We start from the raw sequence: 18978 nt of genomic DNA, 5'->3' as shown, positions 1-18978 counted from the left end.
TTTTACTTTTTACTTTTTACTTTTTACTTTTTACTTTTTACTTTTTACTTTTTACTTTTTACTTTTTACTTTTCAATACTAAATTGGCCTATCTTCTTTCTTAACCCCAAAAGTTGATGACGGTTTGCTTCCCATGTATAATTTCAATTCTCCTCCCTTTACGATCATCTCCTGCGTGATATATGATTTTGTATATGGCTTTCCGTTATATTCTGCTTTTTGGATGTAGATATTTGATGCGCCGTTATTAACCGCATTTATTGTAAATGAAATGCCTTTTTTATGATGAATTTCAGCACTGTTTACTAACGGACTTCCTAGAACATAAATTCCGTTTGCAGGATTAACCGAATAAAATCCCATAGAAGATAAAATATACCAAGCCGACATTTGTCCTAAATCTTCGTTCCCGCATAATCCGTCTGGTTTTGTTGAGTAGAATTTATCATCGATTTCTCGAATTAATTTCGCTGTTTTCCAAGGCTGTCCAGCATAAGCATACAAATACGGAATATGATGATTTGGTTCGTTTCCGTGAGCATATTGACCTATTAAACCGCTGATATCTGGCGAAACATCTTCACCTTCTACTTTATCAGTTATTAAAAAAAGTGAATCTAGTTTTGCAATAAATTTATCTTCACTGCCAAACAAATCAATTAAACCGTACGGATCTTGCGGAACCAGCCAAGTATACTGCCACGCATTTCCTTCAACGTAATCGTCTTTTCGATGTGCTGAAGAAAGCGGATTAAACGGTGTCCTCCAATTTCCATTGGTTAATTTACCGCGCATAAAAGTGGTTTCTTTATCAAAATACAGTTTGTATAAATTGGCTCTTTTGGTAAAATAATTATAATCGTCTGTTTTATTTAAAGCTTTTGCCATCAAAGCAATACAATAATCATCGATAGCATATTCTAAAGCATTTCCAACAGATTCCAGCATTTTATCGGCAGGAATATATTCTAATCTCTGAACATAATCCATTCCGTCACGCGTTTGCATTGCTGTTTTTTTAATGGCGTCGTAAGCTAAATTGACATCATAATCTCGGTATCCTTTTAAATAAGCGTCGACGATAACGGCAATAGAATGATTTCCATTCATTGTATTAGTTTCGTTACCCATTAAATGCCAAACCGGCAATCTGCCCTGCTGCTGATAAATCGCTAAAAACGACTTTACAATATCATTGATTTTTTCAGGTTGTGTAATGGTGTACAATGGATGCAGTCCACGGTAAGTATCCCAAAGCGAAAAAGTCGTGTAGTTGGTAAAATTGGCTTTTTCATACACTTTTTTGTCTGTTCCTCTGTAATCTCTGTTGGCATCATTAAAAATAGAAGGAGCAAACATGGTATGGTACAATGAAGTGTAAAAAACTTTCATTATTTTTTCATCAGCTTTAATCTGAACTTTATTAAGTTCCTTGTTCCATTTTGAATCTGCCAATTTTACGACAGCTTCAAAATCCCAATCAGGAATTTCTGCTTTTATATTGGCAGATGCATTTTCGGCACTTACTGGAGAAATTCCGACTTTTACCAGAATCTGTTTGTTTTTTAAAGTTTTAAAATCTAAAACCGCTTTTATTTTCAAGCCTTCTCCTTCCGTTCCTTTCATCACAGCTGTACTATCATAAACCATCATATTGGTGATTGGTTCAGAAAATTCCATCGCAAAATAAATACGCTGATCTGAAGCCCAGCCTGCAGAATAGCGATATCCTTCAATTTTGGTTTCGCTTATTTTTTTAATGAGAGTTTTTACGGGTCTGTCCCAGCCAATTCCGTCAGCCAAATCAATTAAAATATGTGAATCGCTTGTGTTTTCGAAAGTATATTTATGAAAACCAACTCTTTCGCTGGCTGTTAATTCGGCCTTGACTTTATATTTATCCAATAAAACGCTGTAATATCCTGGTTTAGTCACTTCATTTTTATGAGAGAAATACGAACCGTAACCGTTTACCATATCTTCTTTCGTTCCTTTTGTCAAACTGACTTTTCCACTTACAGGAAGCACCAAAATATCATTTAAATCGCCAATTCCAGTTCCGCTTAAATGCGTGTGTGTGAAACCCAAAATGGTATTACTGGCATAATTGTAACCGCTGCACCAGTCCCAGCCTTCAAAAATATTTACCGGACCTAACTGCACCGCTCCAAAAGGAACATTGGCCCCCACAAAAACATGACCATGCCCCGCCGAACCAATAAGCGGATCTACATATTGTGTATAATTTATATCGGTTTGTTTTCCTTTTTTTTGCTGTGAAATTGCCGGATTAGCAAAAAATAAATTTAATGCCAAGACACCGCTTAATAGTATTCTCATATTTTATCTTTTAATTCTGCGTGTTAGACGCAATACAGTGCGTCTCTACGAAACCTTTGTCCCTTTGTATCTCTGAGTTTTTGAACCTCTATTTATATCTTTCCAAAACCTCAAACAAAGAATAAATTTTAATTTCTGGTTTTGTTATTTTCCCTTCAAACGAAATTGTTTTTTCTTCTCCTTCTTTTAAATCAAAATAATTATCACTCCATTTTCCGTTATACCCTTTCATCGAGATGCAAACGTATTTTGCCATTTTCTGAGCTTTTACGATTATGTTATTTCCTTTTATTTCCCAGCTGATTTTTGGATCTTCCATTTGCAGATCTTTCGGATGTGTAAAATCAGTTTCTGGTTTTATGTCATCTCTGTATGCTTCCTTTATAGCATACCAGGCTGCTTTTGGCTGTCGGTTATTATAGTCAGTAATACTCCAGCTTGCTACAGGCCAGCAATCATTTAACTGCCAAACTAAAGTTCCCATATTGTAAGGCGCTTTCGAACGATGAATTCCAACAATATTTTTGATTGAATAATAATGCAGACACTGACTCAAATAGGCATAATCTTCCAAGTTCATCTTTTTTATTTTAGAAGCATCGATAAAATATTTACCGAGATAGGAATCTAATTTTTCAAAACCTTTGCCCGCTTTTAAATGTACTTTTAGTATATCTGAATATAAATAACGGTCTTCTGGAGAAGTAAAACTTTCAATTGAAGCATAATTCGGTAAAGACAGCATTCCGTATTCGCTCACAAAACGTCCTGTTTTTTTCTGAACGGCTTCAATATCCTCCAATCCCCACCAAATTCCCCAATAGTGGCTGTCTCCTTCGGTTACACTTTTTGCTTTTGACCAATGATGTAAAGGCGACGAACTTAAATACGGACGTTTACCATCGACTTCTCTTACCCATTTCGGAATACTGTCATGAAATAAACGTGTATAATCTTTCCACAAACGGATTGAATCTTGTTTTGAAATTTTGAAACTTTTCATCCAGCCCCAATTTTTAAAGGCTTCATCAGATTCGTTGTTACCGCACCATAAAACGATGCTTGGATGATGGCGCAATCGCTTTACCTGATACTGAACTTCTTTTTTTACATTATCAAAAAAAGCGTCATCTCCAGGAACCATTGTACCAGCGAACATAAAATCCTGCCAGACATTTATTCCGTATTTATCGCATAAATCGTAAAAATAATCGTCTTCATAAATGCCTCCGCCCCAAACGCGAAGCATGTTCATATTGGCTTCTTTGGCAGATAAAACTATTTTTTCATATTCTTTTTTATTTACTCTAGAAAGAAAAGCGTCTGATGGAATATAATTGGCTCCTTTCATGTAAACTGGCTTTCCATCAATTTTAAAATAGAAAGATCTCCCCAAACTATCTGGCTCTTGTATTAATTCAATCTTTCGATTTAAAACATAAGGTTTCTCAGGATTTTTTTTGTCATAAGATTCCAATCTTGGCGTTTTCCAGATTCCGCAAGTTGTAAATTTTGGTCCCCAATCCCAGCCAAAATGGTATTGTGCTTTACGTACATAAGCACGTGGATTGTCTGGAATTACGAATGGATAATCTTTTTTAGCCAACGAATCAACCACATTTTGTGCCGATTGAAATACGATTCGTAAATCGTTATTTCCTGATTTCAATACTTTTTTGACCTCAACACGCCATTGACGAAACATATTATCCGCTTTTAAAACCAGTTGATTGTTTACATAAACAGATGCATAAGTATCTAATCCGTCAAAAACTAAATCTGTGTTTTTCTTTTTCAGCATATTTGCTGTAACCTGAAAAGTGGTCTTGTATTCCCAGTTTTTACGTTCTATCCATTGCAGTTTTTCTTCATTATCTCGGTAAAACGGATCTGGTATTAATTTACTGTTTAGCAAATCTGTATGAATTTCTCCCGGAACAGTCGCCGGATACCATTTTTGCGTTTTCTCTTCACGGTATTTCCAATTGTTTTTTAAATCAATCTGCTGTGCAAAGGCAATTGATGTAAAACCTACCCAAAATAGGCACATGACACAATGAAGTTTTTTTTGACAATTCATTTTATGGAATTCTATATTAATACCTTCTAAAATTAGTAAAAAGGTAACTAATTTGGCAGTTTAGAGAAGGAAAGAAATGACCAAGTTTATTCCTTCTCTTTAGAATTTATTTTTTGTTAGTAACTCTAAAATACAACTAGAAATATCTTCTTTACCACTGCCTTTTGCTTTATTTTGGTTTTGATATGAGTCTTTTTAAATTCAAAAAATGGAACAAATTTTTAAGTATCGGCTTTTTGAAACATTTAAAATGCAGAAAGTAAATCCATCTTTTTCAGCAGTATCACTCTCAGTTTGCTGCGAAAAAAAAGGCGTTTGAATCTGTAAAGTAACTTTTCAAATTGCTTACTTTTTAAATCAATCCATTATATGATTTTAAAAATAAGCCGGGTATGCTCATTACCCGACTTATCTTAACTAACCAACCACTTTAAAAATTATTTATCCCACCAGATTCTTGTGGTCATTAAATCTAAACCTTGACGTTGAATTGCTTCTTTATAATTAGCCTCGTTTGTAATAAGTTCTGACTGATCATAAATTAATCTTCTCGGGATTGTTCCTTTTGTGTCTCCCGTTGGATCATTCACAGGAACTAAAACTGGATAACCGGTTCTTCTGTATTCTGAGAATGCTTCAAAACCGTTGAATAATAATACAATCCATTTTTGAGTAATAATCTGCTCGATCTTTTCTGCTTCTGTTCCTGAAGCTTTAAAAGGATATGTTGTAATGTAAGTATTGTATTCTGCTGGTGAAACTGCCGGTACCTTATCTCCAAAAATGATTAAGATATTCATAGCCGCTCTTACTCCATTTTCATAATACGTTTGAGCCGATCCGCCAACGTTCCATCCTTTTACTGCCGCTTCAGCCAATAAAAACTGAACCTCAGCATAAGACATAATTAATGTTGGAGCATCTAAACGTAATACTGTTGAAGTATTTGGATCTGAGAAAAGTTTTTTGTCTCCTCCCGGAAATTCTTTTGCATCATTTGCCAAACCTTGCTGACTTGCAGGATTATTATCTCCTGTAGCTTCTAGTTTTGCATAAATTCTTAAACGAGGATCGTTTGTGTTTTTCAATAAATCGATGAAAGTTTTACTGAATTTAATGTTCGATTCTCCTCCATTCAAATCATTTCTAACCCATGAAGAAGTAATAGGGTTTGTTTTAACTCCCGCAGGACCTGCATCATGTTTTAAAACCAAACTGTCATCATTTGATGTAAAAACACCTTTAGCAAACGCTTTTTCTACAAATTCTTTTGCTTTTGCAGGATTTACTTTAGACAAACGCATGGCTACTCTTAGCATTAAAGAGTTTGCTAGTTTTTTCCATCTTGCAACATCACCTTGATAATACAAATCGGCATTGCCAACAAAAGGTTTTCCACCATCTAATGCCGTTCCAGCTTCATCTAATTCTTTTAAAAGATCGTTGTAAATAGCTTCTTGCGTATCATATTTTGGCGAAAATACGTTTCCATTGTATCCTTTTCCTGCTTCAAAATAAGGAACTTCACCGTAAGTATCTGTTAGTTTTTGGAACAAGAAAACTTTCATAATTCTACAGGCCTGAATCATATTTGAATTCTCTGGCGTGTTCTCGACTACAGATAACAATTGGAAAATCTGATTTAATCCTTTTCCGTAAGTTTCACCAAAAAGAGCAGCCGAATATTCCGAAGAATACGTGTATTTTGAACCTGGCCCTCCAAGTGAAGAAAATTGCTGTACAATTTGAGCTGCATATAAATTGTTTCCTCTTGTGTTAGAGAAATCTTGTCCGTCTACATAAATCTCTGCAAGTGTAAACATTGATTTTACCGCTGGATCTGTTAAAGCATTTGGATTCTTATTCATTTCTTCGAATCCTTTATCGCATGAAGCTAATGTCAAAACACCAACTATTGCGATACAAAATATTTTGATATATCTATTTTTCATCTTTTTTAGAATTAGAATTTGACATTAAGTGCAAAACCATAGTTTCTTGTCAAAGGCATAGAAGCTCTTTCCATACCTTGCGCATTACTGTTTGAGTAATTTGACTCTGGATCGATGTTTGGAACTTTGTCATAAATAGTCCATAAATTATGAGCAGAAAATGCTAAACTAACAGACTGGAATGGTGTTCTTTTTAAATATTCTTTTGGGAAATTATAAGCAAATGAAATCGCTCTAAGCTTAACAAAATCAGCATCGTAAACAAAGTTTGATGTTACATCACTGTAGCTTCTCCAGTAATCGTATGCCGAAACTGTTGTGTTTACAGGGTTTCCGTTAACATCTGTACCGCTTACTGCAACTCCTGTTTCACGACCTGGAAGTGTGATTTCAGATAATCCATAACGTGTTCCTAACTGATTGGTAGCAGAATAGATTTCTCCTCCAAATTTAGCATCAACAAAAACAGAAAGAGTGAAATTTTTATATGAAAAATCATTTGAAAGTCCCATAGATGTTGGCGCAACACCTTGTCCCGCAATGATTAAATTTCCTCTTAAGAATTTTCCATTTGTATCCAATACAATGTTACCATTTGCATCTCTTAAATAATCGTACGCTTTAATAACTCCAAAAGGCTGTCCTTTTTCTAAAACTACATTAGCTCTTCCATCTCTATTTCCTTCTAATGTTTTTGTTGTGATTTTATCAGAAAGATTTAAAACTTCACTATCGTTGTAAGCAAAATTATAACCTACGTTCCAAGAGAAATTTTCAGTCTTAACTGCTTTTACATTAATAGCAAACTCCACCCCTTTGTTTAGGATTTCTCCAACATTAATTTTTGTAGTTCTATATCCTGAAGCTTGAGAAACATCGGCATCTGTAATATCATTTGTTGTTTTCTTGCTGTAGAATGTTAAGTCTGTACTTACTCTATTGTTGAAAAATGTGTTTTCAAAACCAAATTCGATTGTACTTACGTTATACGGTTTTAAAGTTCTATTCGGAATTGTTTCTCCATTTACACCCAAAATTGGCTGACCTAATGAATCTGTTTGTCCGTCTGGCGTAGTATAAGTCAATGCTAAAGCGTAAGCATCTGGTAATGCTCCTCCAACGTTACCCCAGCCTGCTCTAATTTTACCATACGAAATCCACTCAGGAAGACCTATAACTTCAGAATAAATAAAACTTGAACTTACAGAAGGATAAAAAGTGCTGTTATTTGCAGGATCTAAAGTGGAGAACCAATCCTCACGGCCTGTTAAACTTAAGAATAAGAAATCTTTGTATCCAATATCTGCTGAATAGAAAAGAGAGTTTACTTCACTTTCAGAAAATAATTTTTCAGTTTTATCTGGCTGTGTATTTCCGTAGAAATATTTGAACGGAACAATGAAGTTATTTCCTTTCATTTTAATACCGCTGTATCTATTATGCTGACGGTTTGCACCAATAAAGGCATCCAATGAAAGGTCTTTAGCAATATCTCCTTTGTAGCCTAAAAAACCAGAAGCATTTACTTCAGAACGCGTTTCAATTCTGTTTTCAATAGATCCTCCTGGGTTGTAATTTATTCCAGTAGGCTCAATTTCAGTATATTCATAATTGATATCATCAATACCAATAACAGCTTTAGCATAAATTTTATCTGTAATGTTATAATTTACTTTTGCAGAACCAATAAAACGCTTTCTAAGATCGTCATTTAAAGGAGATTTCGTAGCAAAATATGGGTTTGTATGATATACATTGGCTCCTAAAAAGTCTTCTTCACCACCGTTTGCATCATAAGGATTGCTTATCCATCTGATATCTGTTCCTGGAGTCATGAAAGTCGTTGGGAAAGATGGGTTTCTTGGTGAATCATTTAAGTATGGACGATTATGACTTTTCTCCGAAATATACTGAGCATTACTCTCTATGCTTATTTTTTTATTTGGAGCCGAATTTAAACTCAAAGCCACGTTGTTTCTTCCAAAAGTAGTTTCTGGCAAGATAGATTCGTCTTTAGTATTTCCAAAAGATAATCTAAAGTTTGTTGATTCATTTCCTCCAGAAATTGCTAGAGTATTACTGAAAGAATATCCTGTTCTGTAGAAATTCTCCACATTATCTTTTCCGTAAGCCTGATAAGGTCTAGTTTTACCGTCAAGAGATAATGAAGGTGTTCCGTCATATTTATCTCCCCATGCAAAATAGTAGGAATCTCTAAGTTCTTGTAAATTGGTAAATCTAGTTGGAACACCGCTTGCATTTGGAGCCCCGGCACCATATTGATCTTGCCATTTTAAAAGGCTAGCAGGTGTATTGAAAGTAGAATTTGTACTGAAGTCTACACCAATTCCTGATCCGTTTTTACCTTTTTTAGTTGTAATTAAGATAACACCATTTGATCCTCTGTAACCATAAAGCGCAGAAGCAGCACTACCTTTTAATACAGACATCGAAGCAATATCATCTGGATTGAAAGAAGACATACCATCACCTTTATCGGCACCACCCCACATTCCAGCATTTCCCTGCTGAGTATTGTCAATCGGAATTCCATCTACAACATATAAAGGCTGGTTAAGTCCAGACGCAGAAGTTGCTCCACGAATTACAACACGGCTCGAACCAGAAGGTCCTGTAACTGGTGCAGAAACGTTTACTCCGGCAATTTTACCTTGAAGTGCATTTCCTAAGTTAATTTCCTTATTTTTTGTCAGGTCCTCGCCTTTTAATTCTCCTACGGCGTACCCTAGACTTTTCTTTTGTTTTTTAACTCCGAATGAAGTTACTACAACATCTTTTAATTCCTGTGTGTTTTCAATTAATACAACAGAAACTCTGCTTTCGTTTTCCTGAAGTACCACCTGTTTTGACTGAAATCCCATCGAGGATACATTAAGAGTAACTTTCCCTTCAGGAACATTCATTTTAAAACGCCCTTCGGCATCTGTAACAGCACTAAATGGTTTTCCTTGAACTTCGATTGACGCAGCAACAATTCCCTTGTTTTCTGCATCTGTAACTATGCCGGTTATTAATCGATTTTGCGCGGCAGCACTTAAACTGCTAAGCAATATCACTCCTAACACTGCTAATATTCGTCTCATAAGCTTTTTGTTTTGGTTATTGGTTTTGACTCGTTTTGTTGATTTGTGTTTGTTTTTAAATAATTAATAAAAAATTGTACTCTGTTTGCAATATCATAATAAACAGCTGTTTAAGGCTGCAGTTGATTTTTAGTTTTTTTACTAAATCGTTTTAGCAAAATGATTAAAAAAAAAGTCCTCACCTTTTTTTAAATTTTTTAAACCGATTCTCTTACGATCAAAGTTCCTTTTTCGAGAACCTTTTCTATTTTGAAATCATCAAAGTTTGTCATCTGATTCATTAAGAGCTGAATTGATTTTACCGCTATATCCTCTATTGGCTGCGCAATAACAGTTATTGTTGGTGTATGAAGTTTGAAACTGTCGTGATCATCGAAACTGATAACCGAAATGTCTTCTGGAATTTTGCATTTTAAGGCCCTAAAAGCCTGAAGTCCTGCTAGTCCGAGGTAATTTGCTAAAAACAGAACTGCATCTATCTCTTTATTTTTATTAAAAAAGTCTATGATTGCTTCAATTCTGCTTTGTTCACTAGCATGGTAATCTAGATGCAGCGTATAATTCTCGTTGTAAATACCTTCTTCTTTTAACGCTTCAACATATCCCTTTTCTCTCAGCTTCATCTGGATCATACCAGATTTATTATTAACGACAGCTATATTTTTGCGTCCCTTGTTCATCAAGAATTTAGCAGCCGAGTAAGATCCTTCGTAGTTATCCATTACAACATGACTTACTTTTTGATTGGCAAAATACCTATCGATTAGTACAACTGGTTTTTGTAATTTTAAAAGATGACTGATTGTTTTCTCTAAATTTCGGGTTGGAGTAATAATAAACCCTTCTACATTGGCTTGCAAAAGACTTTCTATCAATTCTTCCGAACGATTATTATCATCTCCTGTACTGCAGTAAAAAACCCTGTAATCAATATTTTTGGCTTCGTCTTCAATAACTCTTGCCAGATCTGCAAAAAACTGGTTCGATATATCTTCAACAATAAGTCCTATTGATCTTGTTTTTCCTGTTCGCAAACTGCTGGCGATCATGCTTGGTTTGTAGTGCAGTTTTTGCGCCACATCCTGAACTTTTTTGATTACAGTGGGGCTGATAGCCATTTTTTCGCCTTTGCCGTTGATAACAAAAGACACAGTAGAAATCGAAACTTCTGCCTGTTTCGCAATATCTCTAATTGTAATCTTTTTCATCGGGTAATAAATTTATATTTGAATATTTTAGTACATCGCAAATATATGTAAGCAAAACTTACAAAAACGTTTTAGTAAAATTTTTTTTCAACAAATCTCTTTTTTAAGCTTAAAATTAAATAGAATATTCAGTAAATACTATATTTTACCAAGTTATTGTCATTCTGACTTTTAATGTAGATTTTATGAATTTTTATATAGATTTAATCTAATTTGGATAAGATTGTTAAATTTTCATAACTAGGTTGGAATGAAGAAATTTCTTTTATAAAGTCTTATTTTATTATCCTTAACAAAATAATATATCGTATCATATTTTGTAGGATAGTTAATTGTTTTTATTTCTTTCAAGCCTAACATTTGTAAAATAACTTTTTGCATTTTCATCATCAGAAAATAACTCGAAATATTTTAACGATGTATAAAATTCTTGTTTTCCGTATTGAATTTTTACAATACTTTTAAAACTATCAATCGAGATGATCTTAATTTTTGATGCCTAATTTAGTGGTGCAATTTTCCTAAAATAAATCTTTGTCAGAAAATAAATTTAAGCCTTCAAAATTTGTTACAACTCCATTAAAGACTTTTTTATCGTCAAAAGAATTCTCTTTTTTGCATGAGGTTATATTTATTGATACTATTAGTATACAGAAGACTTTTCTTAACATAATTTTATTTTTTTGTAATCGTAAAAATAATAAGTTGTATGACCTTCTCCATTCTATTCTCCCTCGGTTTCAACTTTAAAAGTACCTTGAAATGTATCTAAGATAGATTTCATGTTTTTTAAATTTATAACAAAAGCAAATCCTTGCTTACGATCATATATTATCCCATTATCATAAGATGTTGTAAAAAAATCACCATAATCAGAAACACTATATACATATTCATTTATTCTTAAGATTTTATCAAAATTTTACTACTTAATTTTGGCTTATTAGTAATTTCTTTCTCTTCTACTTTTTCATTCTTTTTAGAATTACAAGAAATGACTATAAATACAAATATTAGAAATATTACTTTTCATAAATTATTTTTATACGAAAACACATCTTTTTTTTTTAAAAATATCTGAAATGGTTATTTATGAATTACTAAACATAAAAAAGCGCAAAAATCTTCTGATTTTTTGCGCTTTTTTATTGCTAATTATTGTTTTTAAAAATATACCTCAAGAATATTTTTCTTATTGATCACTCATTTTCTGGGAGACATTCTATTTTTTCTTTATTTAGGTCAATTTCAATAATCTTTTCATTTACTATATCGAATTTAACAGCTTTTAAAATCTTATCATATTTGCCTCCTGAATTAACTTTATCAATAACTACTGCAAAACATGAGTCTCCCGAACTTGTATTACATGTATAACTAAAGATTTTTCCATCTCCTAAAATGTAATTATATTCACCTAATTCTGAATATTTTTCAAGTTTTATTAAATCTTTACATTTCCATTTATTCCTATCTATTCTTCTAAAAAGACCTATGTATAAAAAGCCTTCGTCTTTTTGAAGTGAAAAAACATAATTAGATAATCGAATAATATTTTTGTCGTCAGCATATTGATCTAGTAAATAATCCTTTAATTTTTGATATGCGATGTCCTGATCGCAAGTTGAATCAATAATAAATTCATTATAATTTTTGTCGAAAACAAATTTTCCTATATTATAATTGACCTGTACATCTGAAAAATCAGAATCATTTTCATCATACACATTATTAATCACAAATTTTTTAGCTTCACTTTTATGAATATCGTTTTTATCCACAGATGATCTATTGCTTACTTTTTCGTACTTCTGCTTTTGATTACACGAAAAGAAAGCAAATATTAAAATAAATAATACATTTCTCATTATTGATATTTTTTACGAAGATAATATTATTTTCCTTCACTATTTTTGATTTTCCTTATTAGGATTTATATTGACAGATTCTTTTAATTCTGAAATTGCTTTGAAAGGTTTTAAAGAAGCTCCCTGACTTGCACTTGAATTTCTCACTTCAAAATGTAAATGTGTCATTTTAGCTAATAAATCTCTTGCATTTCCAGTTTTACCAGTTAATCCAATTTTTTTTCCTGCTTTAACTTTCTCACCTATTTTTATAAAAGTTTCACTTAAATGAGCATAAAAGAAATAGTATTCTTTACCATTATAAAAACCTTTAATTGTAATTGTATTTCCATAAGTATTTGACGGATTGGGACCAACCCTAACACGTACTCCATCAACACATGCAAATACTGGAGTTCCAACAGGAGCATACAAATCAAGTCCATCATGCTTACCTGCAGTTCTTGTCGGAACTATACCATCATTACTATCTTCTGGTCTCCAAGTACTGTACCATCCTCTTAACTCCATTTTATCAAGAGGATTACACCATATATTTCTAGCATATTGTCCTTCCTTTTCACTTTCTTCCAATGCTTCTCTAACCTCCCAAACGTAAGTTTTACCACCGTCTATACCAACTTTTTTTCCATTTTCATCAATTTCATCAGCTTCCCTTAAGAACGGTTTATTAGCTCGATAAGCTGCATTTGGATCACCATAAACAACTTCATGATCTAAATGTCCTTTTCCTGCTTTTACAGGATAATTTACTGACAAATAAATATCTGTTGCACTTTTTAATTCATTTTTAGTTTTTAACAAAAACCATTTTTCAACATAATCTAACTGTTTTTCAGCAGTCATATTATATAGTTCAGAACGTTTTATTTTTAGATGATCAGAAGCATCTTTCCCAAATTGTATTAATCCGACAAATCCCGCTTTTTTATCATCATCCATAATGTTTTTAAAAGTACCTGCTTTGGGAGAAAAGGTATTTACTGTTTCAAAAGCCATAATATTCATTAATACATTAGGAGAGAATGCAACATCTTTTTTCTCTTCTATATTTTTACATATTTTTACAACCTTAATTCTAAACTCCTTACTTACTCTAGATCCCCAAATTAATTGTGGATCCTTTTCATCAATAATTTCCTTTCTATTTATTTTCCCTTCCCCAACAATCATAACCAAAACCTTATTAACAAAATGCTTTGTAGAATAACCCTCAACACCTGCGTAATAATTTATTTTTGATCCTAACTTGAGTTTCTTATCAAGATTCTTTAAAAGAAAACTTGTTGTAGCAACTCCTTCTGAGTTTACTATTGCTTTACTGGTGAAAGATGGTTTCTCGCTTACTTTATGAGCAGTCAATGCAACTTCTTCTCCAATCATATTTTGGGTTTTCGCAACAATGGTTACAATTGCACCTTTTTTGCCAAACGGAACCTCATCTTCTGGTGTTACTCTATTGCCATTATAGGTAAAATAAACATCGAGTACTTTTTTATCTGCTGTAAGAGACATCGTTGTATTAGTATCGTAATTAGCTGGCGACTTAAATGGATAAGGTTTACTATTCTGAATCCCTAATAGCGTAAATCCAATTTTGGCATCTTTTCTATCGTGAAATCCAATAAGTTTTTGGAAATTAGAATCAAAATTTATCTTTTCAAAAATCTCTCCTTTTTCATTGGTTTTTACATCAATATAGTGATTTGTTTTTTTGTCATTCAGATAAAAATAAATTCTAACCTTTTGAATGTCATAGTGAGGTATATTAGCTTTTATATAATTACTTTCTCCTGAAAATCCAGAAGTTATTTTTTTACTTCCCCCGCTCCATGCCCAACAAGCTTCTGCTATTTCTGGCTGTTTTACTTCTATTTTATATATAACACCATTTTTAGGACCTTTTTTATCGTTTAAATAGGCTTCAATAGTATAATGCCCTTCCTTTTTAGGAATATGCACAGGAAATAAATCCCATTTATGGATATATGGTTTTTTAGAATCTCCGTTTTCGTTGATAATTATTTCTCCAGCTGGCAAATATGGTTTATTACTTGAATCATAAATCATCCATTTTACGCCTTCTTTTTCTTTATCTACGGCTGGATCTATTTTATATTTTTTGACTTCCAGAGTTAAACTATTACTTGAATCACCTAATAAAAACACCTCTTTATCTGAGGAATCTTTAATGCCAATACTCATAACTTCATTGTTAATTACTGAAGTTTTAAATTCCTTCACCAATCCATATTGGTCTTTACTTATAACTTTAATTTTATAAGTCCCTAAATTGGGCATAGCAAGTTTGATACTACCCGTTGAGTCTAATTCTTTTTCTTCTGAAATTATAGTTGTTTTTCCGGTAATCGTAGTTTCGATCTGATAGTATAATTTTAGAGGATTTATCGTTTGTACCTCAGTATTTTTCAGAGCTACTCTAAAAGTTTTCTCTTCAGCAAAAGGTCTTATAAATTCAGCCTTAGCATTTGCTGGAGGTGTAATTATAATGTCTTGTGCCACGACTTTAAGCTCTATGAAAGTAGCTGTAGCTGCACTTTTTTTCTGTTTAACTGTATGATATTTTCCATAGGCATCAATTCTATATATTCCTGGCTTATCGAAATTATAACTAAATGATGTACCTTCATTTTTAAAAATAGTTTCTTTATTTGAATTTGTATTACAAACCACCCAGTTTATATCTTCTTTTTGATGTGATTTCTGATTTATAAAAGCTTCATCAATGAAGAATTCCAAACTTTCACCAACAATAAATGAAGATGATGTACTGTTCCTAATTTGTACCGCGCCTTTGTTTACTGCGCTTCCATCAGAATCCTTTTCACTAACATTTTTAAGGAACACGTAAACATCTTCCCGACCAATAGAAGCATATGTTTTGTCTGCACTTAGATTTGGATAAATTTTTGTTTTAGTAGTTATGGTAATACTTCCAGGCAAATTATCAAGACCTTCAACTTCTTTTAGTAATAAAAACAGTTCATCATATTGCTCAAAAAGATTTGCAATGTTTATTTTCTCATTAAGCAGCTGGTTCTTGATTATTTGCCAACGGTCTTTATTTACTTTAGAAATAAACCCTTTAAGTATATTGGCATCGATTGCTTTAATCATTTTTTCACGAACGATTTCCCAATTAAAATTTTGAATGTCAACGAATGATGAACTTGACTGCTTTAAAGCGACATACATTTGTGTAAACAACATTTCATTTGGTTTCTCATAAAAATCTGCAGCTGTGGCTCCTTCATCAAAAGCTTTCTGAATACGACTCCAATACTGAATAATTTCAATATCATTTTCTTTAACAGCAAGATCCAATTTCTTTTTGATTTCGGCTTTAATAAGCTCTACAGATGGCTCTGCACTAAGTGTTTGTGGTACTGTCAGCATTTGTTTTGACTCAATGCTCTCGTAAATTTGGCTAATTGGATTGTCTAAAATTATATTTTCAGCTTCTGAAATCGGAAGAGTATTGCTAGCTGATGTAAAAGAATTGATAATTTTCCTTTCAGTAGTATCGGAAGCGTCTCTTCCGATTGAAGCATTAAAACTTGGCGCAAAAAAATGAGACTCTGAAGCCGAAGAAGTAATGTTGGGCGATGTAGCTGTTTCAATTACAGCATTGGTATCGAAAACGCCTTCTCCGACTGAGTCTCCAATATTATTTATTACAGTGTTTAAAGTGTTTTGCTCCTGCCAAACTTGTACGATATCTTTATGCTGGCTAATTTCTTTTGATACCTCAGCCAGTTCCTTTATAATAGTTTTCGTCAAATCCTCTGGCCTTTCTGTATAAGCACTATTTTTTATTACTAGGTTGAAATTGTGAATTGTATTTTTATTCATAATGAGACTATTTTTCTAGATGCAAAAATAGTCTCATGTTATAACAATTTAAAATTACAAACTCTTTGTTTTCAGTAGTTTCAGCAACTTTTCTTTCTACTGAAACTACTGAAATCCTACAACTTTTTTTTCGTCATTCACATAATACTATTCCTACTTTTGTTTTTCCAAAAATGAAATTAAAACACGCTGTTGTTTTACAAATCATATCCTCATCTACACCAAAAAAATACCACATTCGACTTTATTATTAATCAATTAAAATAGCCGTTATGGATTTTTTACTATTAAGAGGCATTAGAAAAATGCCTAAAATTCCCGACAAGAGTAAATTTTATTTTTTTCCAATCAAAAAAAATTCTAGTGGATTTTTTTTTATAAATCCTAGAGGAATTTTGGAAAACTCTCAATTCATGCTTTTTCGATACCTAAATACTATCGAACTCAAAATCAATAAATCATATAATTAAAAAAAAATGCCAATACAGACATTAAATACTATAAAAAGCTGGTTTCAAACTGGCCTAAAACCATCTCAGAAACAATTCTGGGACACATGGGATTCTTTTAGACATAAATTTGAAAAAGTTCCAATGACAGACATTGAAGGACTTGATTCAGTATTTGATTCAAAAGTTGACAAATTGCAGTTAGAGGAACACAATACAAATCAAAATGCTCATGCTGAATTATTTGCCGCAAAAGAGGATAAATCACAAAAAGGTACTGCGGGCGGTTATGTTCCGTTAGATGAACTTTCTAAAATCGCTTATAATTATCTTAATATAATTAATAATCTAACATCGGGAGGTTCAACTTCTTTATTATCAGCAGAACAAGGAGTTGTTTTACAAAACCAAATAACTGCTGTAAATACGTTGCTGGCATCTGATAATATTGATCTTGATACGATTCAGAAAATCGTGAATACTATTCAGCAAATCCAAACGTCGTTGGATGTTATTTTTGTAAATGACCTTACTACTGGAGGAACCACTAAAGCTTTGACAGCTGAAATGGGTAAATTATTAGAAACAAATAAAGAAGACAAATCACAAAAAGGTATTGCTGATGGATATGTCCCTCTTGATTCGATGGTAAAAATCGCAAATAACTATTTATATATAGTTAATGACCTGGTTACTGGAGGCGCGAGTTCATTACTAAGTGCGGAACAGGGTAAAAATTTGCAGAATCAAATAAATGGAATTAATACGCTATTATCTTCTGATAATGTTAACCTAGATACCATTCAAGAAATTGTTGACGCAATTGAGGATGTCCAGATGTCTTTAAGCACTATTTTGACAAATGATCTTACTAGTGGCGGTATTACAAAAGCACTTACTGCCGAAATGGGTAAAAAGTTAAACGAAACAAAACTAACTGCCACAATTGCTACAGATGCAGAAACACAAATAACAGCTCAAACTACTGAAGACAATAAAGTTGTTAGTCGTTCCAAGCTATTTAATTGGTGGATCTGGATAAGATCAAATGTTCAAACAATTAGTGCAATTTGGAACTTTCCAAAAGGAATTAAAGCAGAAAAAGTCACAGGAAATTATACTTATACATCTCAAGTTGATAGTAGTGTTTTTTCTGTACAAATAAATAGTATTTACGGTTTAGTTAGAGCACAATATGAAGCTGGTCTTCTTCGATGGATTTCCAATGGATTTCTAACCCAATTCCAACCTGAACCTCCCACCCAAGATAATTATATTATATTACCAAATAAGTCAGGAACTGTTGCTTTAGCAAGTGATTTTATTACAACTGCAGTTGGAACAACCACTAGTCCTTCTTTAATAATTCCGAATGGAACATTAACTACCGTACCTCAAAATGGAGCAATTGAACGAGATTCAAGCGGGCAATTATGGGAAACCCATTCTGGAGTAAGGTCTAGACTCATTACAACCTCAGATGGTGTGATTTTAATTGCCTTTAAACAACCTTCAGTTATTCAGATAAATATAGCTGGAAGTGTATCAGCAACAGCAAAAAATTACTCCATCAACACAATTACAGGAAAAATTGGAAATAATTCAATTATGAGATTGAATGCCTTAAATGAAGTTTATTATCCAAGCCCTAGTTCAGGAATAATAGCCCCACTAGTTGCAAAAACTGAGGTTTTTTTAAAAATAAATAATGGCTATTTTGCAACTCACTACAATGGTTCAAATCCTACAAATCAAGTATTGATTATGGAATTTTCTGGATTAGATAATAATGGATTTAAAAATTATCAAAATCCAATTATGACGAATATTCAAAATTCTAATCCTTTATTAGCACAGTGGTCAACAATTCAATTAGTTGTTCAGAAAATCAATAATGGTGTAATATCCAATGATGATGCGACATACTATTTACGAAATGCTGATAATACAAGAACTTTTGGAGGAAGCGAAGCTTCTTTTAGTTTTGTCTTTATAAACACTGTTACATATGCAGATCCTACAAATACTTATGGACAAAATACTGATAGAACAATTCGATTAAATAACTACGCACTTTATTTAGAAACAATTAGATAAGAATAAA

At 32.6% G+C, this 18978-nt stretch carries 8 protein-coding genes; 1 reads left to right on the top strand and 7 read right to left on the bottom strand.

What is annotated here, in order from left to right; all coding sequences use genetic code 11:
• Nucleotides 1-78: 78 nt before the first annotated feature.
• From EDB96_RS09650 to EDB96_RS09620, 7 genes are all read right to left on the bottom strand, one after another.
• Nucleotides 79-2340, bottom strand: coding sequence for a GH92 family glycosyl hydrolase (locus EDB96_RS09650; RefSeq protein WP_134140490.1), 2262 nt, complete (start codon nucleotides 2338-2340; stop codon nucleotides 79-81).
• An 88-nt stretch (nucleotides 2341-2428) separates the two neighbouring features.
• On the bottom strand, nucleotides 2429-4390 hold the full coding sequence (locus EDB96_RS09645) for a beta-mannosidase (RefSeq protein WP_134140488.1): 1962 nt from the start codon (nucleotides 4388-4390) through the stop codon (nucleotides 2429-2431).
• Nucleotides 4391-4857: 467 nt separating this feature from the next.
• Nucleotides 4858-6372: a SusD/RagB family nutrient-binding outer membrane lipoprotein gene (locus tag EDB96_RS09640; protein ID WP_134140487.1), complete on the bottom strand. Its 1515-nt coding sequence runs from the start codon at nucleotides 6370-6372 to the stop codon at nucleotides 4858-4860.
• 11 nt (nucleotides 6373-6383) lie between these two features.
• A complete protein-coding gene (locus EDB96_RS09635; RefSeq protein WP_057119668.1) occupies nucleotides 6384-9476 on the bottom strand; it encodes a SusC/RagA family TonB-linked outer membrane protein in 3093 nt (1030 codons plus the stop codon).
• 197 nt (nucleotides 9477-9673) lie between these two features.
• Nucleotides 9674-10684 (bottom strand): LacI family DNA-binding transcriptional regulator, encoded by a 1011-nt coding sequence (locus tag EDB96_RS09630; RefSeq protein ID WP_134140484.1) that lies wholly within the window; start codon nucleotides 10682-10684, stop codon nucleotides 9674-9676.
• 1199 nt (nucleotides 10685-11883) lie between these two features.
• Nucleotides 11884-12552: a hypothetical protein gene (locus EDB96_RS09625; protein WP_134140482.1), complete on the bottom strand. Its 669-nt coding sequence runs from the start codon at nucleotides 12550-12552 to the stop codon at nucleotides 11884-11886.
• Nucleotides 12553-12591: 39 nt separating this feature from the next.
• On the bottom strand, nucleotides 12592-16425 hold the full coding sequence (locus EDB96_RS09620) for a M23 family metallopeptidase (protein ID WP_134140479.1): 3834 nt from the start codon (nucleotides 16423-16425) through the stop codon (nucleotides 12592-12594).
• Between the two features lie 476 nt (nucleotides 16426-16901).
• Between EDB96_RS09620 and EDB96_RS09615 the strand changes: the two genes are divergently transcribed.
• Entirely contained in the window at nucleotides 16902-18971 is a 2070-nt protein-coding gene (locus tag EDB96_RS09615; protein ID WP_134140477.1) for a hypothetical protein, read from the top strand.
• Nucleotides 18972-18978 lie beyond the last annotated feature (7 nt).

It is taken from the genome of Flavobacterium sp. S87F.05.LMB.W.Kidney.N, from assembly GCF_004366435.1.
Lineage (GTDB): Bacteria > Bacteroidota > Bacteroidia > Flavobacteriales > Flavobacteriaceae > Flavobacterium.
This window is presented reverse-complemented; position numbering and strand designations above follow the sequence as displayed.